23 protein-coding genes and 1 pseudogene are annotated in these 23,232 nt (G+C 30.0%); all 24 read left to right on the top strand.

The window, feature by feature from the left end; translation table 11 throughout:
- Positions 1–146 precede the first annotated feature (146 nt).
- The 24 genes and pseudogenes from JOD41_RS02790 (at position 147) to JOD41_RS02675 (ending at position 23,232) form a co-directional block, all read left to right on the top strand.
- Complete coding sequence (locus JOD41_RS02790; RefSeq protein ID WP_205051488.1) at positions 147–437, top strand: DUF3847 domain-containing protein; 291 nt, start codon at positions 147–149, stop codon at positions 435–437.
- 345 nt (positions 438–782) lie between these two features.
- Positions 783–2,411, top strand: coding sequence for a MobQ family relaxase (gene mobQ, locus JOD41_RS02785; protein WP_205051487.1), 1,629 nt, complete (start codon positions 783–785; stop codon positions 2,409–2,411).
- A gap of 73 nt (positions 2,412–2,484) precedes the next feature.
- Positions 2,485–2,658, top strand: coding sequence for a hypothetical protein (locus JOD41_RS02780; RefSeq protein WP_205051486.1), 174 nt, complete (start codon positions 2,485–2,487; stop codon positions 2,656–2,658).
- 183 nt (positions 2,659–2,841) lie between these two features.
- A complete protein-coding gene (locus tag JOD41_RS02775; RefSeq protein WP_205051485.1) occupies positions 2,842–3,369 on the top strand; it encodes a PcfB family protein in 528 nt (175 codons plus the stop codon).
- 425 nt (positions 3,370–3,794) lie between these two features.
- On the top strand, positions 3,795–4,868 hold the full coding sequence (locus JOD41_RS02770; RefSeq protein ID WP_205051484.1) for a PDDEXK nuclease domain-containing protein: 1,074 nt from the start codon (positions 3,795–3,797) through the stop codon (positions 4,866–4,868).
- 71 nt (positions 4,869–4,939) lie between these two features.
- Positions 4,940–5,653 carry a replisome organizer gene (locus tag JOD41_RS02765; RefSeq protein WP_205051483.1) on the top strand — a complete coding sequence of 238 codons (714 nt, stop codon included), beginning with the start codon at positions 4,940–4,942 and terminating at the stop codon, positions 5,651–5,653.
- Positions 5,654–5,811: 158 nt separating this feature from the next.
- Complete coding sequence (locus tag JOD41_RS02760; protein WP_143568406.1) at positions 5,812–5,997, top strand: transposon-encoded TnpW family protein; 186 nt, start codon at positions 5,812–5,814, stop codon at positions 5,995–5,997.
- An 11-nt stretch (positions 5,998–6,008) separates the two neighbouring features.
- A pseudogene (locus JOD41_RS02755) lies at positions 6,009–6,818 on the top strand (VirD4-like conjugal transfer protein, CD1115 family); the annotation flags it as partial.
- Between the two features lie 61 nt (positions 6,819–6,879).
- Positions 6,880–7,416 (top strand): ClbS/DfsB family four-helix bundle protein, encoded by a 537-nt coding sequence (locus tag JOD41_RS02750; protein ID WP_001258251.1) that lies wholly within the window; start codon positions 6,880–6,882, stop codon positions 7,414–7,416.
- A 17-nt stretch (positions 7,417–7,433) separates the two neighbouring features.
- Complete coding sequence (locus tag JOD41_RS02745; protein ID WP_001105422.1) at positions 7,434–8,903, top strand: PIN-like domain-containing protein; 1,470 nt, start codon at positions 7,434–7,436, stop codon at positions 8,901–8,903.
- A 195-nt stretch (positions 8,904–9,098) separates the two neighbouring features.
- Entirely contained in the window at positions 9,099–9,410 is a 312-nt protein-coding gene (locus JOD41_RS02740; protein ID WP_000373440.1) for a single-stranded DNA-binding protein, read from the top strand.
- Between the two features lies 1 nt (position 9,411).
- Positions 9,412–9,627, top strand: a complete 216-nt coding sequence (locus tag JOD41_RS02735; protein WP_000394203.1) for a Maff2 family mobile element protein — start codon at positions 9,412–9,414, stop codon at positions 9,625–9,627.
- A gap of 10 nt (positions 9,628–9,637) precedes the next feature.
- Entirely contained in the window at positions 9,638–10,501 is an 864-nt protein-coding gene (locus JOD41_RS02730) for a VirB6/TrbL-like conjugal transfer protein, CD1112 family (protein WP_000466914.1), read from the top strand.
- 9 nt (positions 10,502–10,510) lie between these two features.
- Entirely contained in the window at positions 10,511–10,801 is a 291-nt protein-coding gene (locus JOD41_RS02725; RefSeq protein ID WP_047211601.1) for a hypothetical protein, read from the top strand.
- Between the two features lies 1 nt (position 10,802).
- Complete coding sequence (locus tag JOD41_RS02720) at positions 10,803–11,213, top strand: PrgI family protein (protein ID WP_004827263.1); 411 nt, start codon at positions 10,803–10,805, stop codon at positions 11,211–11,213.
- Entirely contained in the window at positions 11,104–13,527 is a 2,424-nt protein-coding gene (locus JOD41_RS02715) for a VirB4-like conjugal transfer ATPase, CD1110 family (protein ID WP_205051482.1), read from the top strand. The genes JOD41_RS02720 and JOD41_RS02715 overlap by 110 nt, the downstream gene beginning before the upstream one ends.
- Before the next feature lie 7 nt (positions 13,528–13,534).
- The gene (locus tag JOD41_RS02710; RefSeq protein ID WP_205051481.1) at positions 13,535–16,114 is read left to right on the top strand and encodes a CD1108 family mobile element protein; all 2,580 of its coding nucleotides are present in this window, start codon (positions 13,535–13,537) and stop codon (positions 16,112–16,114) included.
- Positions 16,115–16,128: 14 nt separating this feature from the next.
- On the top strand, positions 16,129–16,368 hold the full coding sequence (locus JOD41_RS02705) for a hypothetical protein (RefSeq protein ID WP_001080402.1): 240 nt from the start codon (positions 16,129–16,131) through the stop codon (positions 16,366–16,368).
- Positions 16,355–17,938 (top strand): stalk domain-containing protein, encoded by a 1,584-nt coding sequence (locus JOD41_RS02700; RefSeq protein WP_205051480.1) that lies wholly within the window; start codon positions 16,355–16,357, stop codon positions 17,936–17,938. Before JOD41_RS02705 ends, JOD41_RS02700 begins: the two co-directional genes overlap by 14 nt.
- A 14-nt stretch (positions 17,939–17,952) precedes the next feature.
- On the top strand, positions 17,953–18,813 hold the full coding sequence (locus tag JOD41_RS02695; RefSeq protein ID WP_001043184.1) for a CD1107 family mobile element protein: 861 nt from the start codon (positions 17,953–17,955) through the stop codon (positions 18,811–18,813).
- A 74-nt stretch (positions 18,814–18,887) separates the two neighbouring features.
- The gene (locus JOD41_RS02690; RefSeq protein WP_001089847.1) at positions 18,888–19,499 is read left to right on the top strand and encodes a DUF6088 family protein; all 612 of its coding nucleotides are present in this window, start codon (positions 18,888–18,890) and stop codon (positions 19,497–19,499) included.
- Entirely contained in the window at positions 19,492–20,475 is a 984-nt protein-coding gene (locus tag JOD41_RS02685; protein ID WP_205051479.1) for a nucleotidyl transferase AbiEii/AbiGii toxin family protein, read from the top strand. The genes JOD41_RS02690 and JOD41_RS02685 overlap by 8 nt, the downstream gene beginning before the upstream one ends.
- A 92-nt stretch (positions 20,476–20,567) precedes the next feature.
- On the top strand, positions 20,568–22,289 hold the full coding sequence (locus tag JOD41_RS02680; RefSeq protein ID WP_205051478.1) for a DNA topoisomerase 3: 1,722 nt from the start codon (positions 20,568–20,570) through the stop codon (positions 22,287–22,289).
- Positions 22,282–23,232: a DNA cytosine methyltransferase gene (locus tag JOD41_RS02675; RefSeq protein ID WP_007894979.1), complete on the top strand. Its 951-nt coding sequence runs from the start codon at positions 22,282–22,284 to the stop codon at positions 23,230–23,232. Before JOD41_RS02680 ends, JOD41_RS02675 begins: the two co-directional genes overlap by 8 nt.

The raw sequence follows: 23,232 nt of genomic DNA, 5'->3' as shown, positions 1-23,232 counted from the left end.
AATTAAAAAGAAAGAAGCAAGAAGAAATAGAAAATCATTATAGAAACATAAATGATATTTCAAAAGACATAAAATTCTAATAATGAAACTTTAAAAGGGATAGCAGAAATGTTATCTCTTTTTATATTGCAAGAAAGGAGTTTTGTATGAAAAAATTAGAACAAATAAGACGAGAGTCAAAAGAAATAAAAGATAAAATAGACAATACAGAAGAAAGATTAAGGCAACTAAAAAATCAAGAACAAAAGATATTAAAACAAGACATAATAAAAAGAAGAAAAGAAAGAACTCATAGGCTAATAACAAGAGGAGCAATTTTAGAAAGCCTTATAGAAAATGCAGAAGAACTAACAGATGAAGAAATAAAAATCCTACTAGAAGAAGCAACAAAGACAAAAGAATTTAAAGAAACACTAAAAATAATGAGAGGAAATTAAAAAAATAAATGAATCTGTAAATAACCAAATCTCCCTTAGATTTTCTAAGGGCGCAATTATACACCCTAAAGGGTGCTTGCGTCCTGCGGAGCCAAAACCCTGAAGCGACCAATAACCATTCGCTTTTTAAAAGTCAAGGGTAAATAAACTCGCTGAGGCTCGCCCTTGACTTTTAAAATTTGAAATGAACAAAACAATTAAGCCGACATACTGAAACAACAAAAATTAATTCAGTAGTCGGCTTTTTTTAATTCTATCATTTCAAAACGCTCATTCACAAAGTGGCTATAAAAAATCTATTAAGCCTCCACCTAAAACAACAAAAAAAGAAAGGAAGTGATAAAAATGGCAGACAGTTTTCATTTTTCAGTAAACATAATATCAAGAGGAAAAGGAAAAAGTGCAGTAGCAAGTGCAGCATATATAAGTGGAGAAAAAATAAAAAATGAATGGGACGGAGTAACCCATGACTACACCAAAAAACAAGGAGTAATTAGCAAAGAAATATTTTTGCCAGATCACGCACCAAAAGAATATAAAGACCGAAAAACCTTGTGGAACTCGGTAGAACTATTTGAGAAAAACTCTAATGCCCAACTTGCAAGAAACTTTATCATATCTTTACCAAAAGAGTTAAGCATAGAAGAAAATAAAAAGATGATAGAAGAATATGTTCAAAACAATTTTGTAAAAGAGGGAATGATAGTAGACCTAGCAATTCATGATGAAAGTAGAGAGGGAAATCAAAACATTCATGCTCATATAATGACCATAGTAAGACCAATAAACGAAGATGGAACATGGGGGCAAAAAAGTAAAAAAGAATATATCCTAGATGAAAAAGGAGAAAAGATTTTAAGCAAAAATGGAAAACCAAAGACAAGGAAAGTAGAACTAACAACCTGGAACGATAAAGGCAATGTAGAAAAATGGAGAGAAAATTTTTCAGACCTTTGCAATGAATATCTGGCAAAAAACAAAATAGAAAAAAGAGTAGACCATAGGAGTTTTAAAAGACAAGGCATAAAACAAATACCAACAATACATCTAGGAGCAAGTGCTAGTGCAATGGAAAGAAAAGGAATAAGGACAGAAAAAGGAGATATAAATCGTGAAATAAAAAAACAGAATGAACTATTAAAAAACATAGGCAATGAAATAAAGAAAATAACATCTTGGCTAGCAGGCTTCAAAGATAAGCTAAAAGAATCATACAAGGAATATAAAGACCAAAGTAAAAAGCAAATCGAAAATGAATCAGGACTCTTTAACCTCTATGAATATTTAAGCTTCTATCAAGAAATGCAAGAAAATAATAGAGATGAATTATCATTTTATGGGAAAAGAAACAAAGCAATCTATGATCTAAAAAGATATGCAAGTGGAATAAATTATCTAAGAGAAAATAAAATAAAAACCATATCAGACCTACAAGGACATATAAACACCCTAAGAAGCAAAAACTCTGAAATATATAAGACCATAAAAGAAAACAGTCAAAAGATAGAAGACCTTAATAAGTGCTTAGCCTATGCAAAGACTGTAAGAAAAACAAAAGCAACCTACCAAGACTATGAAAGCAAGAAAATACTCAAAGAAAGCTTCTACAAGAATAATCAAAAGGAAATAGACCAATATATAAGGGCAAGAAACTTAATTGAAAAAATCAGTGGAAAGAAAAATTTAAGAGAAAAAGAATGGTTAGGAGAAATTAAAAACTTAGAAGATGAAATCAGTAAATTAAATACAGAGTCAGAAAAGATAAGGGAAAGGTACAAGGAAATAAATCATATTAAATATGCAGTAGAAGTAGTAAATGAAGAATATGGTATCGACCTATCAATAGAAATTGACAAGGCAATTAAGAGGGGAGAGAAAGAAAGTATCATAGAAAAGATTAAAGAGTATAAAAAAGACAGTGATAAGTTTAATAAAAAAAGACAATTAGTCAAAGACTATTATCAAGAAAGATAAGACCTTGTAAAAATATCTTATCCAAGCTATAATATGACCAAGAAAATAAAGGCAGATCTAGGAGGTAATAGAGATGAATAAAAGGCAAGAGCTAATATATGAACTCATAAAAGCAGACGAAGATGGAACATATAAAATATATAAAAGCACAGAAGAAATAAAAGCAATGAACAATGAAGAAATACAGATTATATATTCCAACATGAAAAACTATCTATCAGACAAAAGAACACACATAAACTACTAAAGGTGGAAAAGCAAAATAAGAGCAGAAAAACAACAAAAGGTACAAAGACCTAAGTAATCTATAAAAACATCAAAATAAAGCATTCCACCACCAAGAACAATAAAATAAAAACAAGCAAAGGGAAGTATAGAAAAATTAAAACCTATACTTCCCTTTTTTTAATTCAAACAAAGGAGATAAAACATGATAAACGAAGAAATAAGCAAAGAAGTAGGTCAAGCAGCACAAACCATAATAACATACACAATAAAGGCAGCAAAAGAATCAATCAACTTAGACAAAGAAATAAGAAAAAAGATGAATGATACTTTAGAAAAAGCAAACGGAAACTTAAAAAGTCTTATGGGCGATGAAATGAAAATGAAAGACCTCTACAAAAGAGGACAACTAGAAAATATAAGCCTAGATCAAAGCGACCTCAAAGACTTAAAAAAAGAACTAAACAAACTTGGAGTAAGTTTCTCAGTAATGAAAAACAAAGAAAGCAAAAACTATGAAGTATTTTTCCAAGCCAAAGACATAAAAGTAATGGAATATGCCTTTAAGCAAGTCATAGCCAAAGAAAATAAAAAAGAAAAAGAAAGTATCCTAAAACAAATAAAGAAATACAAAGACCTATCCAAGAACAAGGATAAGACAAAAGAGAAAGTCAAAAGGAAAGTAAAAGAAAAAGTAAAACCAAACAAAAAAGATATGACCAGAGAAATCTAAAGGGAGTAACGAAAAGTTACACCCTTAAATAACTATAATAACAAGACTTCCGAAAATCGGAAATTAAGAATTTCGATTATCGAAAATCAAGAAAGGAGCAGATATGGCAACAAACAAAAGATATTATTGGATAAAATTAAAAGAGGAATTTTTCACAGACAAAATAAACAGAGGACATTGTCCTTAATTAGTCCAACCCATGTCCGACAAGAGATAGAGATAGAGAAAGATATAGAGATAGATAAAGAGAGAGAGGGAGAGATAGAAAAGATTTAACATTTTTGGTATAATCACATTAATTAAACTAAATGTGTAATGATAAAATGAGCTTGTTTACTGTAAGCTGATTGTGATAAAAAGATTAAAACTCCCACCATTGGTGCAAGAAATAGAATAAAATAAAGAATTAGATTGGAGTGATTAGAATGGATAAAAAAGATTTAGATATTATAGGAGATAGTGAATATAAAAAATTACTTTTAGATTTAAAGGAAAAAGTTAGACGTAGTCAATTAAAAGCAGCAGTAAAAGTTAATTATGAGTTGCTTGATTTGTATTGGAACTTGGGGAAAGAAATTGTTGAAAAACAAAAACAATATTCTTGGGGTGATAGTTTTCTAAAATTATTGAGTAGTGATTTAAGAAAAGAATTTCCAGACATGGGAGGATTTTCAGCCGTAAACTTAAAACACATAAGATATTGGTATAACTTTTATAATGATTACCTAATTGGGTTACAAGCTGTAACCCAATTATCGGATATTGAAAGAAGAATAAAAAGTATTCCTTGGGGACATAATCAAAGGATTATGTATAAGTGTAAAGATGTCAAAGAGGCTTTGTTTTATATAGATAAGACCATTGAAAATGGATGGAGCAGGACGGTTTTGGAACATCAGATTGATGGAGATTTATATAAAAGGGTTGGGAATGCAGTTACTAATTTTGATAATAGATTACCGGCTGTCCAATCTGAATTAGCTAAGCAAACAATAAAAGATCCATACAACTTTGATTTTCTAACAATAAGGGATAAATATGATGAAAGAGAGTTGGAAGAAGCATTAGTAAATCAAATAACTTCTTTTCTTTTGGAACTTGGGACAGGATTTTCTTACATGGGTAGGCAAGTCCATATCAAGGTTGGAGAAAGTGATTTTTATATGGACTTACTTTTCTATCATGTTAAACTACACTCCTATGTTGTAGTAGAATTAAAGACAGAAAAATTTAAGCCGGATTTTGCAGGTCAACTCAATTTCTATGTAACAGCTGTAAATAAGAATATGAAATCAAATAGTGATAATCAAACCATAGGAATACTAATTTGCAGAGATAAAGATAATGTAGTCGCTGAATATTCGCTTGAAAATATCTCACAGCCAATAGGAATAAGTAAGTATGAAATTAGCAAACTACTTGAGCAGGAATATAAAAGTAGCTTACCATCTATTGAAGAAATAGAAGAGTCTATAAAAGAATTAGATTCAGAAAAATAAAATATGAACTTACAAAAGGCGGTAGAAGTGAAAACTATCGCCTTTTTTTATTTGAAGAAAGGTAGGAGAGCATGGCAGATAAAAGAATGTTTTCACTAAAGATAGTTGATAGCGACTTATTTTTGGATATGCCACTAAGTAGTCAATGCCTATATTTTCATTTATCAATGAGGGCAGATGATGATGGTTTTGTAAATAATCCTAAGAAAATCATCAAAATTATCGGAGCGAATGAAGATGACCTAAAAATACTTATTGCCAAAGGCTTTGTGATAGTCTTTGATCAGGGAATTATCGTCATTACTCATTGGAAGATAAATAACTATATTAGAAAAGACAGATATAAGCCAACAATGTATATAGAGCAGAAACAACAGCTTTATCAAACGGAAAATGGAGCATACATTTCAGAAGAAAAAGTTGGTTGTCATCTGGTTAACCAAAGGTTGTCAAGTGGTCAACCCAGTATAGATAAGGGTAGATTAGATAAGGTTAGTATAGATAAGGGGAGAGGAGAAAAAGAAAACCAAGCAGCCCCAGTTTCTTTTTATGGAGAATTCAAAAATGTAAGGTTAAGCAAAGAAGAATATAAAAATCTTAAAGAAAAACTAAATTCACACACAGACATAATGATAAATAAACTATCAAGATACATGAAAAGCAGTGGAAAGACCTATCAAAACCACTATGCGACAATCTTAAAATGGTATGAAGAAGATAAAGAAAAACTAATACAGAAAGGTTTAAATAAAAAAATGAACTATGATGTAGGAGAATCTCTATAGATAAAAAGAGGTGGAAAGCCACTATTAAAGACTTTAAGTCTAAAAAGGTATAAAAGTATGCCAGAGATAATAAAAATGTAAATATGACACTTAAAAGGCGATTAGATTTTTAATTTTCTAATCGCCTTTATTATTGAAACAAACAGGAGGAAAAATATATGAACGAAAATAAAAATGAACAGAATACAGGAACAAAAACTATAAAGAAAATTGGTAAAGCAACCTATGAGGTTGTTGTTCACTTTAATGAAAATGCAACAGAAACAATGCAAGACAAATTAAAACGCATAATTCTTAGAGAAATGGAGAGAGAAAAACATCAAAAAGCGATAAAAAATGATTAAAAAGTCCTTGACAAGTTGTTACAGGAAAAACTGCCAAGTCAATTCTAATATCTTGTGGAGCAAGACTTGCACCTTTTGATATAAGAGAGCTTAGAGAACTAATGAGCGAAGATGAATTAGAGCTTGATAAAATTGGAGATAGAAAAACTGCTTTATTCGTAATAATATCAGATACAGATGATACCTTTAACTTTGTAGTTTCAATAATGTATTCTCAACTATTTAATCTTCTATGTGATAAGGCAGATGATGTGTATGGTGGAAGACTTCCAGTTCATGTTAGGTGTCTACTTGATGAGTTTGCAAATATAGGATTAATTCCTAAATTTGAAAAATTGATTGCAACAATTCGTTCAAGAGAAATATCGGCAAGCATAATACTGCAAGCACAATCTCAATTAAAAGCAATCTATAAAGACCATGCAGATACAATAGTTGGTAACTGCGACTCTACACTCTTTTTAGGAGGAAAAGAAAAAACAACAGTAAAAGAATTATCTGAAACCTTAGGAAAAGAAACCATAGACCTATATAACACATCAGAAACAAGATCCAATCAAAAATCTTTTGGTCTAAATTACCAAAAAACTGGCAAGGAACTTATGAGTCAAGATGAAATAACTGTAATGGATGGCGGTAAGTGTATTTATCAGTTAAGAGGAGTAAGACCTTTTCTATCTGATAAATTCGATATTACAAAGCATAAGAATTACAAGTTGTTGGAAGATTATGATAAGAAAAACTTGTTTGATGTGGAAGAGTATTTAACAAATAGAGATAAAATAAAAATAAACAGGAACAGTTTGATTACAAGATTATGAATTAAGCCTAGGATAAAAATATTTTTGGTATAATATCTATATAAACCATGGAGGTAGGCATATGAGGTCTTATGAAAGTAAGGAAGAATTAAAAAATGAGATAAAGAAAACTTTTGGAAAATATATTTCAGAGTTTGATAATATCCCAGAAGAATTAAAAGATAAAAGAGTAGATCAAGTTGATAGGACACCAGCTGAAAATCTTGCCTATCAAGTAGGTTGGACAACTTTAGTTTTGAAATGGGAAGAAGATGAAAAAAAGGGAATTGAGGTTAAAACGCCATCTGACAAATTTAAGTGGAATCAACTTGGAGAATTGTATCAATGGTTTACAGATACCTATGCTCATAAATCGTTAAAGGAATTAAAAGAACAACTATCACAGAATATAGAAGATATTTACTCTTTGATAGATAATCTTACAGAGGAAGAATTATTTAAACCACATATGAGAAAATGGGCAGATGAAGCAACAAAAACTGCAACTTGGGAAGTATATAAATTTATCCATGTAAATACAGTAGCACCATTTGGAACATTTAGGACTAAGATTAGAAAATGGAAAAAACTTAATAATTTTGTGAATGTAATTAAATAATAAGGTTGGTGCTTTAATTGAATTATGAAAAATTTAAAAAAATAATAAATAGAAAAACCTCTATAATAGTATTAGATACAAATGTAATACTTGACTTAGCTCGATATTCATTATACAGTAGCAAAAACATATTAGAAATTTTCAAGGAGTGTAAGGATTTAATATGGATTCCGAATCAAGTGTATAAAGAATTTAATAAAAATAAATATAGCGTATTCGGACAATTGAAAAAAAAGTATCAAAATTTTGAAAAAGATTTACTAAGAGTAATTGAAAGGAGTCAAAAAAATTTAGAGAGTGTCTTGATTAAATCATCTAAATATAATTATTTTGGAAGAAAAAATTTGGAGAATGATTTAAATAACAAGTTAGTTGAATTAAAACAAATAATCAAATCTTATAAAAATAGTGTTGGTATTGAATATGATGAAATAACAACAGATTCTCCTGAAATAATTAAAGATATAGATAATCTTATTTCATATTTAGAAAAAAATAATAGGATAGGTAATAGGATAAGGTTTAGTGAACAATTAAAAATTATTAGAGAGGGTGAACTTAGGTATAAATATAAAATTCCGCCTGGATATGAGGACATTAATAAAGATGGAGTTGAAAAATTTGGAGATTTATTTGTTTGGAAAGAGATATTAGATTTACCAGTTGAAAAATCAGTAAAAGATATTATTTTTATTACGAATGATATAAAAGAAGACTGGTGGAGTAAGGATAGTCAAGATAATTTAGTAGTTCACGATAAATTATTAAGTGAATTTAAAGAAAAAAATCCAAATGTAAATATTGAATTTTTAACAACAGGAATGTTTCAGAATTTCGCTTCAAAAGTATATGATAGATATGATTTTAATGTTTATGTAGATTTAAATAGAAAAGATGTGTCATATGTAGAAAGAGTAAAACAAGATATTTCTAATGATATAGTTGACAGTATTTATAATAACAACTATTATTATCTAGAATCGTATGTTATTGGAAGTGAGGGTATTGAAGAATTAGATATAAATAATTGTGAATTCAATGAGATATTAGATACTTATGAAGAGTTTACAGACGAGATTGTTAGTATAACTTATGAGCTAGAATATTTAATAAATTTAAGTTGTGTATCCTTTGATTATTGGGGACGTGATGATGATACAAAAGAAGTCATACAATCACCACCAATAGAACAAGAATTTAGTGGAAGTGTCATAGTTAATGTCACAAGATTAATTAATAAAGATGATATCGAAGAAGATTCTTTTTATATTAATAATGATAAAGAATATACAGATATTGAAATAATTGAAATTCAGATAGATCAAGATTCTATAAACAAAAATGAAGAAGACTACGATGACTCTTATTTAGAAGAGGAGAATTACAATAATGATTATGCATTTATTTGCTCTAAATGTGGAAAGGGATTTAAGGATAGGCGAGAAGATGTAGGTGGTATTTGTCGAGATTGTTCATTTAATGATTAATAATATAGGATATTTTATTAAAGCAGTAATTATAAAGTTTACTGCTTTTTTTATACTCAAAATTAGGAGGTTAAGATGTTAAGGATAAGAGCTCCTACTTAGAACAATTTAATAAGGAATAATGTATAGCGATTGGAAATAAATAGATCCAGTCGCTTTTTTAATTGAAATTTATAGATTAAGGAGAAGAAATTAATGGATAGAGAAATGATAAATATTAATGCAAATTTAGTTAAGGAAGCTGAATTTTCAGAATTTGAAAAAGATGGAGAAAGTGTTCAAGTAGCTAATTTTGCTCTTGTAAAAAAATATGGAAAAGGCAAAGAATATACAAATTGCTCAGTATATGGAGAAAAGGTAGAAATTGCAAAAGAATTTGAAAAAGGAGATCTGATCCATGTCTTTGGATATTTCAAAGAAAACAAAAAAGGAGATAAGGTCTACAAGAATTTTATAGTTAAATCACTAAACAAAATAGAAAATAAGAAAGAAAACGAGGAGGAATAATATGGAATTTTTTACAGCTGGAGTTGGAGTTTTAAAAACACTTGTAACTGCAATTGGTGCAGGTTTAGGAGCATGGGGAGTTATTAACTTAATGGAAGGTTATGGTAATGATAACCCTGGTGCTAAATCTCAAGGTATTAAGCAGCTTATGGCTGGTGGAGGAATTGTGCTAATCGGTATCAAATTAATTCCACTACTTGCAAATGCTTTAAAATAGGAGAAAGTCTATGTTTGGTATCTTTGACAAGCTAACTGAATTTTTTAAGGATATGCTACTCGGAGGTATCAAAGCAAATCTTGAGTCCATGTTCTTAGATATAAATGACAAGGTAGGAGTTATTGCAACTGATGTTGGTAAAACACCTATGGGTTGGAATGGAGAAGTATATAACTTTATAAAAAACATTAATGATAATGTGATTGTTCCAATAGCAGGTCTTATCATAACAGCAGTTTTATGTATTGAACTCATAAATATGGTTATGCAAAAGAATAATATGCACGATACAGATACTTTTGAGTTTTTCAAATACATTATAAAGATGTTTATAGCAGTCTACCTTGCAAGCCATGCCTTTGAATTTTCAATGGCAGTCTTTGATGTGGCACAAAATCTTGTAAACAAAGCGGCAGGGGTAATCACTACTTCTGCCACTGTTTCAGGAGATCAAATAGTTGCTATGGTTGATACATTAAAAGAAAAAGATGTTGGTGCATTAATAATGATATTAGTTGAAACAAGCCTTGTAAGGATTGCAATTCAATGTATATCTTTAACTATTACCTTAATAGTATATGGGCGTATGTTTGAAATATATGTCTACTCATCAGTATCATCCATACCATTTGCTACTATGGGAAATAAAGAATGGGGTCAGATTGGAACAAATTATATCAAGGGACTTTTTGCCTTGGGACTACAAGGTTTGTTTTTGATGGTATGTTTAGGTATCTACACCGTTTTAATAAGAACGGTACAGATTACAGATATTCACGCAAGCTTGTTTAGTATATTAGGATATGCTCTACTACTTGGACTTATGATGTTTAAGAGTGGAACAGTTGCGAAAAGTATTATGAATACGCACTAGGAGGAATAAATGTTAAAAAAGAAAAATTGTGCTTTATTAGGACTTGGAATTTTATTGGGAGGAACTTATGAAATTTTAAAAGAGAAAAAAAGAAATGAAGAAATTAGAAACTTAAAGAAGAGAATAAATAGACTCGGAAGGTGTCACAATGAATTTGTTATGTATCAAGGAGAATACAATGACAGAAATGAAGAAAAACAAGAAGAATTAGAAGAAAGAATTAGCTACCTAGAAGAGGAAACAACATCTAATTATGACCATATACTTGAACTTTCCAAAGAAGAAGTAGAGGGAGATTAAAATGGCATATGTACCAATACCAAAAGATTTGGACAAGATTAAAACAAAAGTTGCCTTTAACTTAACTAAAAGACAACTTATAGGTTTTTCTGTGGCAGGATTAATTGGCATACCAACCTATCTATTTATGAAGAAATATCTACCTAATGATGTTTCTATCATTGTAATGCTAATAGTAACCCTGCCAATCTTTTTTATAACCTTATATGAAAAAGACACCTTAACTTTTGAAAAGTATTTTAAATTTTTCTATCTTCATAAGTTTTATCAACCAACTAAGAGAATAAGAAAGGAGGCATACCTTGAAGCAAAGAAAAAAGCAAATCAGCGACTTAAATCTAAGGGAAAAACAATTAAAAAAAGACCGAAAGGAAGTAAGAAGGCTAAAAACAAAGAAAGATCCAACAAATAGTCTTCTAAGTGTTCTTTTAAAGAAAGAGAAAAAGAGATTTACTGTTGAGGATACTATTCCATATATAAGAATGTTACCAGAGGGCATATGCCAGTTAGATGAAAAAAATTATTCAAAGACAATTTCATTTCAAGATATAAATTACCAGTTGGCATTGGAAGAAGATAGAGATTTAATCTTTAACCAATTTGCCAACTTTTTAAATTCTTTTGATCCAAGTGTCCACATTGAACTTTCATATGTAAATCAACTAGGAAGAAATAAAGACCTACAAGATGCAATTAAAATTGCTGATAAGGGAGACTTCTATGACGAGGTAAGAAAAGAGTTTAGGGAAATGTTAAAGCTTCAACTTGCAAAGGGCAATAACGGACTTAAAAAGATGAAATATATAACATTTACCACAGAAGCCGATAACCTAGAGCAAGCAAGAGCAAAGTTAAATAGACTTGAAGTAGATATTTTATCTAACTTTAAATCTATGGGAGTAAGAGCAGAGAGTCTTGATGGCGAAGAAAGACTAAGACTTGTTCACGATATGTTAAATCCGGACAAGAACTTTGATTTTTCATATAAAGATTTGAAGAAGAAAGAGTCTACAAAATCGCATATAACTCCCAATATCTTTAATTTTGCACCAGCAAATAATTTTAAATTTGAGAAATTCATTGGAGCGGTAAGCCATTTTCAAATACTTGCAAGTGAGTTATCAGACAGAATGTTATCTGAGTTTTTAGATATTGATGACAATATTTATGTGGCTTTTCATATAGATGTAGTTGAACAAGCAGAAGCTATTAAACTCATTAAGAGAAAGAATACAGACCTAGACAGAATGAAAATTGAAGAACAAAAGAAAGCAGTGCGTGCTGGATATGATATGGATATTATTCCTTCAGATATAAACACTTTTGGGGCGGATGTTAAGTCTATGTTATCTGACTTACAAAATAGAGATGAAAGGCTCTTTGTAGTTAGCATAGTAATGATGAATTTTGCTAGGACTAATCAAAAATTAGAAAACACTATTGCTCAAATTTCATCAATTGCAAATAGACACAATTGTCAGGTAAAAAGATTATCTCATCAACAAGAACAAGGACTTGTTTCTGCCTTACCTCTAGGAGTTAACCAAATCGAAATAAAAAGATTTTTAACTTCATCATCAACGGCAGTCTTTATGCCTTTTACAACAGAAGAATTATTTATTGATTCAGCAAATTCTTTGTATTATGGCTTAAACGCTCTTAGCCAAAACTTGATTATGGCAGATAGGAAGAAACTAAAGAACCCTAACGGACTAATATTAGGTACACCAGGTTCTGGTAAATCTTTCTCAGCAAAGAGAGAGATGGCAAATGCAATTCTTGTAACAGACGATGATGTAATTATTTGTGATCCTGAGGGAGAGTATTCAAACCTTGTAAAACAGTTTAATGGAGAAGTCATTAAAGTTTCAGCAAAATCAAAGGACTACCTAAATCCACTAGATATTAATATGAACTATGGAGATGGTGACGCACCTTTAAAGGATAAGGCAAATTTCATAATGTCTATGCTTGAACTTGTAGTAGGAGGATCTGGTCTTACTGCTGCAGAAAAATCTGTTATAGATAGGTGCTTACCAAAGATATATCAAAAATATTTTGAGGACCCTAAACCAGAAAATATGCCAATATTAGGAGATTTATACGATATGCTCCTATCTCAAGAAGAGGGAGTTGGTAGGAAACTAGCAACAGAAATGGAAATTTATGTTAAGGGAAGTCTTAATGTATTTAATAATAGGTCAAATGTTGATCTAAATAGGCAACTGCTCTGTTTTGATATAAAAGAGCTAGGAACACAACTTAAAAAAATAGGTATGCTTGTAATTCAAGACCAGGTTTGGAACAAGGTTTCCCTAAATAGAGGAAGTAAGTCTACAAGATACTATATAGATGAGTTCCACCTTTTATTAAAAGACCCACAAACTGCTTCATATTCAGTAGAAATCTGGAAAAGATTTAGAAAATGGGGCGGTATTCCAACAGGTATAACTCAAAACGTAAAAGACCTTTTAACAAGTCAGGAAATTGAAAATATCTTTGATAATACAGACTTTGTTCTAATGTTAAATCAAGCATCTGGAGATAGGGATATTCTTGCTAAGAAATTAAAAATATCGCCTTATCAGTTAAACTATATTACTAATTCAAACGCAGGTGAGGGACTATTATTCTTTGGAAATACCATTGTTCCCTTTATAGATAAATTCCCTAAAGACACCATGCTATATAAGCTAATGACAACAAAACCAGAAGAAGCTAAGTAGGTGTGATATGGATAAAAAACTAAAAAAAGATTTTCAAAAGAAAATTATACGAAATAGGGACGCTCCTGAAAAAAACATGGATAGTAAACTTGTTCATTCAGATGATTATACCAATAAGATTATTAAGACTAAGGATAGGTTCGGAGATAAAATTTCAGAAAAAGAATCTAAACTTATCCATGAGAATGTATTAGTTAAAGATCAAAAACAAGATAAACTAAAAGATTTTCAGAAGTCTAAAAACAAGGAAAGAATTAGAAAAGAAGTTTTAGATAATAAGAATAAGGCTGGAGAAACAAAACAAGCTAATCTTGAAATAAGGGCAGATGAAAGCTTTAAACTTGATGAAGATTTAGATGTAGACTTCAAAAAGGTGAATTTTGATAGTGAAAACAGTAGAAATATTAATTCTAATAAATTAACAACAGATGATATTTCAGCTAAGGTTCAACCAAAAAGCAATAAGAAGACATCAAGTAAAATACAAGTTCTTAAAAATTATGAGGATAAACTTATCCATAGTAAGGATAAATTCCAAGACAAAATTAACGAGAAAGAGTCTAAGCGAATCCACACAAGCGAAGATAAACCTATTGAAGCAAGGAAGAGCAAGAGAATATATAGAAAAGATAAGCTTGTTAAAGATGAAGTAAGTAAGAACGAAAGTAATACTAATATCGATAAAAAGCAAAAGCAGAAACTTTATCAAGAAAAGAAGTTTAGAGATAAGGAAAAAATTTCTAAAGAGATAGATAAAGAAAATAAGCTAAGCGAAATTGATACAGATAAGACTTTTGACAATTCTGAGCTTAAAGACAATAATCAAGAATTTATAAAAGATGAAAAGGAAACAAGCCTTAAACTTTCAGAACAAAAGAAAGTTAATAAAAAGAAGACTTACTACAAGAGAAAAAATTATGAAAGTGATAAATTCACTCTAAAGAAAATTGATAAATTAAAAAATGAATCTAAGAAAGTTACAACGAAAGATTCTAAGAAAGCACAAGATGTTAAAGATTTTATATCAGATAAAAAGATTGGAGAGCTTGAAAAGTCTAAAAGCAAGCTAAAGGATAATATTTTAAAGAATAAAACTAAAGGAAGTCTATCTTCTGGGGTTTTATTATCTGGAGCTAAGTCATCAGAGTTAGTGAGAGATTATCTAAGTTCAGGATCTGACAATACTGGTGTAGAATCTGGAGAAAAAGTCGCTAATGTAAGCTCTAAACTCCAGCATGGAATAAGGAAGTATAAGTTAGACAAAAAGAAAAAGTCCTTAAAAAAGCTATCTAAACTTGATAAAAAAATAAAAAAGAGAAAAAGCAAGTTGGAGTTTAAAAGTGGCTTGGAAGATTTAAAAAAGTCAGATGCCTATATAAAGAAAAATAGATTTAAGAAGTTTTACCAGAGAAAACAAATGAAAAGCATGATAGCTAAAAAGCACGAAACCAGACTTGTGGATAGAGTTAAAAAAGCTATTTTAAGTTTAGGTAAGGCTTCTAAAGAGCTAATCGTAAGAAAAAGTAAGATGGTTCTATTTCTAGTAATAGGAATAGGTCTTATGCTATCAATCATGATTGGTGGTGGAAGTGTTGGTATGAGTGGATTAAGTAACTCTGTTAACTCAGTAATGACAACAACATACCTATCACAAGATACAGTTCTAAGTGAAGTTAATCAAGAATTTTCATCAATGGAGTATGACCTACAATCACAAATCGAAAGTGTAAAGACAAGTCACCCTGGATATGACGAATATATCATAAACAAAGAAGGAGAAATTGGTCATAATACCCATGAACTTTTATCCTATATAACTTCAAGATGTGGAGAAGTAAAATCAGCATCTGAAGTAAAAGGAATTTTAAAAGATCTTTTCGATAAGATGTATAAGCTTGATTTTAAGGAAGAAATTGAAATTAGAACAAGAACAGTAGCAAGAACAAGATATGATAGTCGTGGTAATCCTTATACTAGCTATGAAAAAGAAGAGTACGAATATAAAAAGTTAATTGTAACTTTAAAGAAAAAAGAAATGGATGAAGTTGTTAGGGAAATATTTAAAGATTATCCAGACAATGTAGTTCATTATGAAGCTCTTCTTGAAGCTAAGGGGAATATGGGTGATGTTTTTGGATCAGGTAATGGGGACTTAGGAGAAATAGTAGATAATCCAAACTTTGGAAATCCTGGTCTTGCTTTTGATTCAGCTACTGCCAAGGCTCTTTTTAATGAAGCAGAAAAACATATAGGCAAAAGATATGTGTTTGGAGCAAGTGGACCATCTAACTTTGACTGCTCAGGATTTGTATGTTGGTCATTTACAAAGTCAGGAGTAAAAAGAATGCCAAGAACAACTGCATGGAGAATATACAAAGACTATTGTAATCCAGTAAGTCCAAGTGAAGCTCAACCTGGAGATATTATATTTTTCCATTCAACATATAACAGTGGAACACCAATATCTCACGTGGGAATATACGCAGGTAACGGAATGATGATTCACGCAGGAGATCCAATTCAATACACATCAATAAATTCAAAATATTGGAAATCACACTTTTATGGTTTTGGAAGACCAAGATAGAAGGGAGATATTATGTGAACAGAAAACTTATTAGTATTAGAAACAAAAAGAAAAAAATAGAAGAGAAATTGAAAGATTTAAATGCAAAATACAAGGAAATTTGCGATGAAGAAATACAAGTTGAAAATGAAGAAATAATTGTAACTCTTAGGAGGAACAATATTAGCTTGGAAGAATTAATGGAGAAAATCAATGATAGAAAAAGAGAAGAAAAATTAAAAGAAAAGGAGAACATTCATAATGAAGAAATTTAATACGAACACACTAAGAGCCTTTTTTATGGCTCTTTTATTAGTTTTAACATCAACCTCAACTACTAATGTACTAGCTAAAGCTGATGATACAGATGGTAGTAAAAAAGTGATAGAAAGTTCAATAAGTAAAATTAGTGATTTAGAAAATCAGATCAAAGACTTAAATGATAAGAAACAAGAAGACCAATCAAAAATAGATGAGTTAAAGGGAAAGTTAGAATCTTGCAAAGATAATGGAGAGAAACTGAAACAAGAAAAAGCTAAGCTAGAAGAAGAGATTAGAGATAAAGATAATAAGATTGCTCAATTGAATAAAGAAATTGAGGAACTTAAAAATTCTAACAATGATGAACTAATAGCAGAAATTACTCAGCTTAAAGATGAATTAAAAAGATTACAAGATGAAAATGTAAAACTAAAAGAAGATTATTCATCTACAAAATGGGAGTTAGAAGCTGAGAAAGAGAATACCGATAAAAACGAAAATAAAATCAAAGAAATGCAAGAAAATCTTGAGTCTTTAGAAGAGGAACTTGCAAAGAAGACTAAAGAAATTGAGGATAAAGATAATAAAATTAAGGGGTTGGAAAAAGCTCTTGATGAAAAAGATAATAAGATAAAAGAATTAGAGTCTAAAAAGAAAGAAACAGAAAATTCTAAGTCAGAATGCTTTAAGAAGATTGAAGAGCTTCAAAAGGCTATTGATAGTTTAAAAGAATCTTCTGAAAATACAAAAAAAGAATTAGAAGAGAAAATTAAAGAACTAGAAGAAAAACAAAAAGCTTCTGAAGAAGAAATTAAAAAGCTAAAAGAAGAATTAGATAAGAAAATTGAAGAAGCAAAGAAGTTAATCGAGGAAGCAAATAAAAAAGCTAAAGAAGAACTTGAAAAGCAAGCTAAAGATGAAAAAGAAAAAAATATAAACCAAGACTTATCTAAGAAATTAGATGAACTTCTAAAACTCCAAAAAGAAAATAAAGAGAAGAAAGAAGATAATAAATCTCAAGATAAAAAATGGGACGAACTATTGAAAGCTGATGACAAGAACATTCTAAATCAAATTGATCTTAACAAGATGAAAAAGCAAGAGGAACAACAAGGTAAAAAACAAGTTAAAAATGAAAAAGAATTTGCAGTTTTCCAAGTAGACAAAAACTTTTATAACATTATTAACAAAGATGGTAAGACAACAGTCTATATGGATGTAAAAACTTATGTGGATCAAGGAAGAACTATGATTCCAGTTAGATATATTGCCTATACTCTAGGTTTTAATGTTGAGTATGACAACTCTACTCGTGAAGCCATTTTCTCAAATAAAGAGAATAATATCCTGGCTAAAAAGACATTAAGACTAAATATTGATACTGGTGTTATGAAAGATTCAGATGGAAAGGTCTACAATTCAGATGTTAAGCCAGTTATTATAAATGGAAGAATTCATGCTTCAATTTCAAACATTGCAAAAGCTTTTGGAGCTAGTCATGGGGATATTAAAGATGGTAAAAACCAAACAATAGAATGGGACAATACTAGAAAAGCAGTCTATGTATTTAAAAATGTAAAATAAGAAAGGATAGAAAAATGAATAAGAGCATTAAACGAGGAGTAGCCATAGCGTTACTCCTTTTTACATTTACAGTACCAGCAACTACATTTGCGATGACAAATGAAGGACAAATAGAAAGTCAAAATGAATCAATCTATGAACCACAAAAAGAAGAATTTGAACAAATGTTGAAAGATGATGTTTTTACACCATCAAAAGAAGAAATTCCTTATCAAGATGTTCCAAGAATACCAGGAAATACAAGTGAAACAAATAAGCCTTCAAATAATCCTCCTAAGAAAACACCGCTTGTAAAAGGTGGTAATACAAAGGCAGTAAATAATCTTGCGACACAGGAAAATAAGGCAAGAGGTTCAGTAATTGAAAATGTAGATAGGAATGGAAAAGATATTACACCAAGTGGAGACACAGAAAAAGATAAAGAAAATCCAGTAGATGTAAGACAATTTTTAACATTTCAAACTAAAAGTGGAAAAACTATGCATCTAATAGTGGATCACTCATCAAATCAAGATAATGTAAGGTTATTGACAGAAGTAGGAGAGCAAGACCTACTTAATATGATTGAATCAGAAAATAAAAACACTATAAAGGTTGAAGAGCCTAAGAAAGAAGAAGTGAAAAAAGAAGAGCCCAAGGCTGTTCCAGTAAAAGAAGAAAAGAAAAGTGGAATAGGTTCATTTCTAATTGTTTCACTTGTAATTGGAGGAGTAGTAGGAGCAGGATACTATTTTAAGGTAGTTAAAGCAAAAGAAGATAGAATGTTGGAAGACTTTGAAGAAGATGATGAGGATTATATTAGTGAGTCAGAAGATGAATCTGACAATGAAGAAAGTCATGAAGAGTCTTTAGATGAAGATGATGAACTATTATAAGGATATGAAAATTTAATCTAAATTGATTATTTCTCCCGAATATGATACAATATTCGGGAGAAAGGTGGTGCAAAATGAATTCCTATTTAGATCAAATAAAAAATAGAATTAATGATTTTGATAGCAGAAAAGTTTTTATAAACAATGATTTCTTAGATATAGCAGGAAATGAAACTGTTCGTAGAACTTTAAATCAACTAGTTAGTGAAAATAAAATAAAAAGAGTAATTAATGGATTCTATTATAATCCAATATACAGTGAATTAATTGGAGAGTATGAAGCAGTATCAATTCACGAATTAGCACTTGCTATAGCAAGAAAATACAATTGGAATATTGCACCATTTAATAGCACAGCCTTAAACCTATTAGGACTTTCAACACAAGTACCAACTCACTATAAATATATATCTAGTGGCAGATATAAAGAATATAAAATTGGAGATACGGTTTTAGAATTTAAAAAAGTAAATCCAGGAGAAATTGCTAATATGTCTTTGAAGACAGCGACTATAATTCAAGCAATTAAGTCTTTGGGTAAAGAAAATATAACAAGCGAAGTTATGCAAAAGATAAGAGAAAACTTAACTGAAAAAGAAAGAATAGACTTAATGAACGAATCAAAATCAGTGCCAGCATGGATATATGAAGTGATAAGGGAAATTTGTGAGGGTCAAAATGAATAAGTTTTATATAGAAAACAAGGACGATTTAAGAGTTTTAATAGTCAATACTGCAAGAAAGAAAAATATATCTGAAGCAGTCATTGAAAAAGACTATTGGGTTACTTTTATCTTAGACTATCTATTTAATGAAAATAAATGGAAAGAATATTTAACCTTTAAGGGTGGAACATCACTTTCAAAGTGTTTTGGACTTATAGAAAGATTTTCTGAAGATATAGATCTAATCTTAGATTGGCGAGTATTAGGCTATGAAGAAAAAGAACCATGGATTGAAAGGTCAAATACCAAACAGGATAAATTCAATAAAGAAGTTAATGAAAAGACAGAAATATTTTTAAAAGATGAATTATTAAAAGTCTTAGAACAAGATTTAAAGAACTTAGGTTTTGAATTTTCTATAGATAGTATAGATCCACAAACAATTCTATGTAAATATCCTAAAATTTTTGAATCTAATTATTTGACACAAAATATAAGACTTGAAATAGGAAGTCTTGCAGCATGGACACCTGCAATTGAAGTGGGAATCTTGCCGATAATTGGAGAAGCTTATCCAAATGTATTTAAAGAAAAAACTTGCATAAGAACAGTATCAGCAGAGAGAACCTTTTGGGAAAAAGCAACAATTTTACACCACGAAGCAAATAGACCAGAATCTTCTCCTATGCCACATAGGTATGCAAGACACTTTTATGACTTATATAAAATAGCAAATTCAGATTTCAAAGACAGAGCCTTAGAGGATAAGGAGTTATTAAAGAAAGTAACTGAATTCAAAATGAAGTTTTATCCTAGGAAGTGGGCAAGGTATGAAGAAGCATTAGATGGTAGATTAAAATTAGTCCCAAGAAAATACCGATTTTCTGAAATAGAAAAAGATTATAAGGCTATGTCAGAAATGATATATGGAGAATATCCAAAATTTGAAGAGATTATAAAAGTTCTTCAAGAACTAGAAAAAGAAATTAATAAGTAATAGAATTCTCCCGAAAATAATACGATATTCGGGAGAAATATTTTGAGCGAGAGAGAAATCTTTCGCTCTTTTTTTTATTTATGGAGGTATTAATGAAGTTAGTAATAGCAGAAAAGCCAAGTGTAGCAGTTACAATTGCAAAAGTAATTGGAGCAAGAACAAGAAAAAACGGATATTATGAGGGGAATGGATACATTGTTTCTTGGTGTGTAGGTCATTTAATTCAAATGGCAAGTCCCGATAAGATAGACGAAAAATGGAAGAAATGGACAATAGAAAATCTTCCTATAATTCCAGAAGAATATATTTATGAAGTATCTAAAAACACTAAAAAACAATATGGAGTTTTAAAGAAACTTTTAAATGATAAGAACATCGACACAGTTATAAATGCTTGTGATGCTGGAAGAGAGGGAGAGCTTATTTTTAAGCTTGTATATAATCAAGCTAAATGTAAAAAGAAGATTCAAAGACTTTGGATATCTTCAATGGAAAACAAAGCTATTGAAGATGGATTTAGAAATCTTAAAGACGGAGAAAACTTTGAAGACTTATATAGATCAGCAAGTGCAAGAGCCATTGCAGATTGGCTTGTAGGAATGAATTTAAGTAGGCTTTATTCTTGCATTTACAAGGAAACATATTCTGTTGGTAGAGTACAAACACCAACTCTATATTTAATAGCTAAAAGAGATAGCGAAATAAACCTATTTAAGAAGCAAAAATATTATACGGTAGACCTATCTTATGGAGAATTAAAACTTGTATCAGATAGGATTGATAAAATTGAAGTTGCAGAGCAACTATTAAATCTACTAGAAGATGAAATAGTTATTACAGAGGTAGAAGATAAAGAAATAAGTACAAAACCAGATAAGCCTTATGATCTCACTACCTTACAAAGAGAAGCAAATAAATATTTTGGGTATTCAGCAAATGATACTTTAAATCTAGCACAAGGTTTGTATGAAAAAAAGCTAATCACATACCCAAGAACAGATAGCAGGTATTTAACTGAAGATATGGTTAATACTATAAAAGATTTATTAGAAGGACTTGAAGAAGATTTTAAAATCAACGAATCAAACTTTAAGTCTATTTTTAATTCATCTAAGGTTACAGACCACTATGCAATTATTCCTACTATATCAGGTATTGGAAAAGCCAAAGATTTATCTGATAAAGAAAGCAAAATCTATAATTTAATTAAGGATAAATTACTTGCTTCATGTTCGGATAACTTAAAGGAATCTAGTAGAAAAATCAGATATGAATATGACAAGTTTAACTTTAATGCAAGTGGCAAGACTGTAATCGATGAAGGTTATACAAAGTATCTAAAGACCTATGGAAAGAAAAGACAAGAAAATGAATTACCAGATGTAAAGACTGGAGATAAAATTAAGCTAACTTCTAAAAATATATCGGAGAAATTTACCAAAGCTCCAAGTCATTATAATGAAGATACACTTTTAAAGGCTATGGAGAATGCAGGGATTGAATCACTAGATAAAGATGTAGAAGTAGAAAGGAAAGGCTTAGGAACACCAGCTACAAGAGCAGGAATTATTGAAAATCTTATCCATAAGGATCTCATAAGAAGAGATAAGAAAAATTTACTTGTAACAGAAAAAGGCAATAGACTTGTATCGATTGTAGAGGATAAGTTTAAATCAGCAGAAACAACATCTGAATGGGAAATGAAACTTGCAAAGATTAGCTCTGGCGAAGTAGATAAAGAAGACTTTTTAAGAGAGATCGAAGTTAGTATAAGGGAGCTTGTAGACAGGTACAAGAATAATCTAAATGAATAAGGTAAAAATATTAGAGCTTTTCGGTGGCATAGGTGCTATTAGAAAGGCTTTTATTAATTTAAAGATACCTTATGAAGTTGTTGATTATGTAGAAATAGATAAGGCTTGTGTTAAATCATACAACGCACTTTATGGAGAAAGTTATAAGCCAAAATCAGTAGTAGGATATAAAGCTCCTAATGAGAAGATAGACTTAATTATGCATGGAAGTCCTTGCCAAGACTTTTCAAGAATAGGAAAAAAGCAAGGAGGAGTAAAGAATTCAGGAACTAGATCAAGCTTACTATTTGAAACAATTAGAATAATTAAAGAAATGAAAGAAAAACCTAAATGGATAATTTGGGAAAATGTAAAGGGAGTCCTTGATAGAAATATGAGGGATTCCTTTTTTATTTATCTAAAGGAGCTAGAAAATCTTGGATATGAAAGCAAATACGAAATCTTAAATGCAATGGATTTTGGGATACCTCAAAAAAGAGAGAGGATATTTGTTGTTTCATGTCTTGGAGCAAATAACTTTTCTTTTAATAAATTGGAGAGGAAAGAAACAAGACCACTAAGTGATTTTTTAGAAAAGGATGTAAGTGAACTTTATACAATGACCCAACCTTATATGCTGAAATTTTTAAATAAAGGCATAGATAATAGTTTTAGAGGGCGACTCAAAGTGATTAAAGATTTTACTTATACTATTTCTACAAAACAGATGAGAGTACCTAATTCTGGAATAATAGAGGTTGGAAATAATCAGTATAGGTATTTAACAGAAAGAGAATGTTTAAGACTCATGGGTTTTGATGACGGTGATATAGACAAATTAGAGAAAGTACATCCAAGAAGAAAAAATTGCACTTCAAGTAAACTTTATAAGCAGGCCGGCAATTCTATTGTGATTGATGTTTTAATGGCTATTATAAAAGAAATTCATAGAATGGAGGTATAA

The organism is Peptoniphilus gorbachii (genome assembly GCF_016908115.1).
In the GTDB taxonomy this organism is placed as follows: Bacteria; Bacillota; Clostridia; order Tissierellales; family Peptoniphilaceae; genus Peptoniphilus_A; species Peptoniphilus_A gorbachii.
Note: the sequence above shows the minus strand (reverse complement) of the source record. Positions and strands in the feature narration are given on the sequence as shown.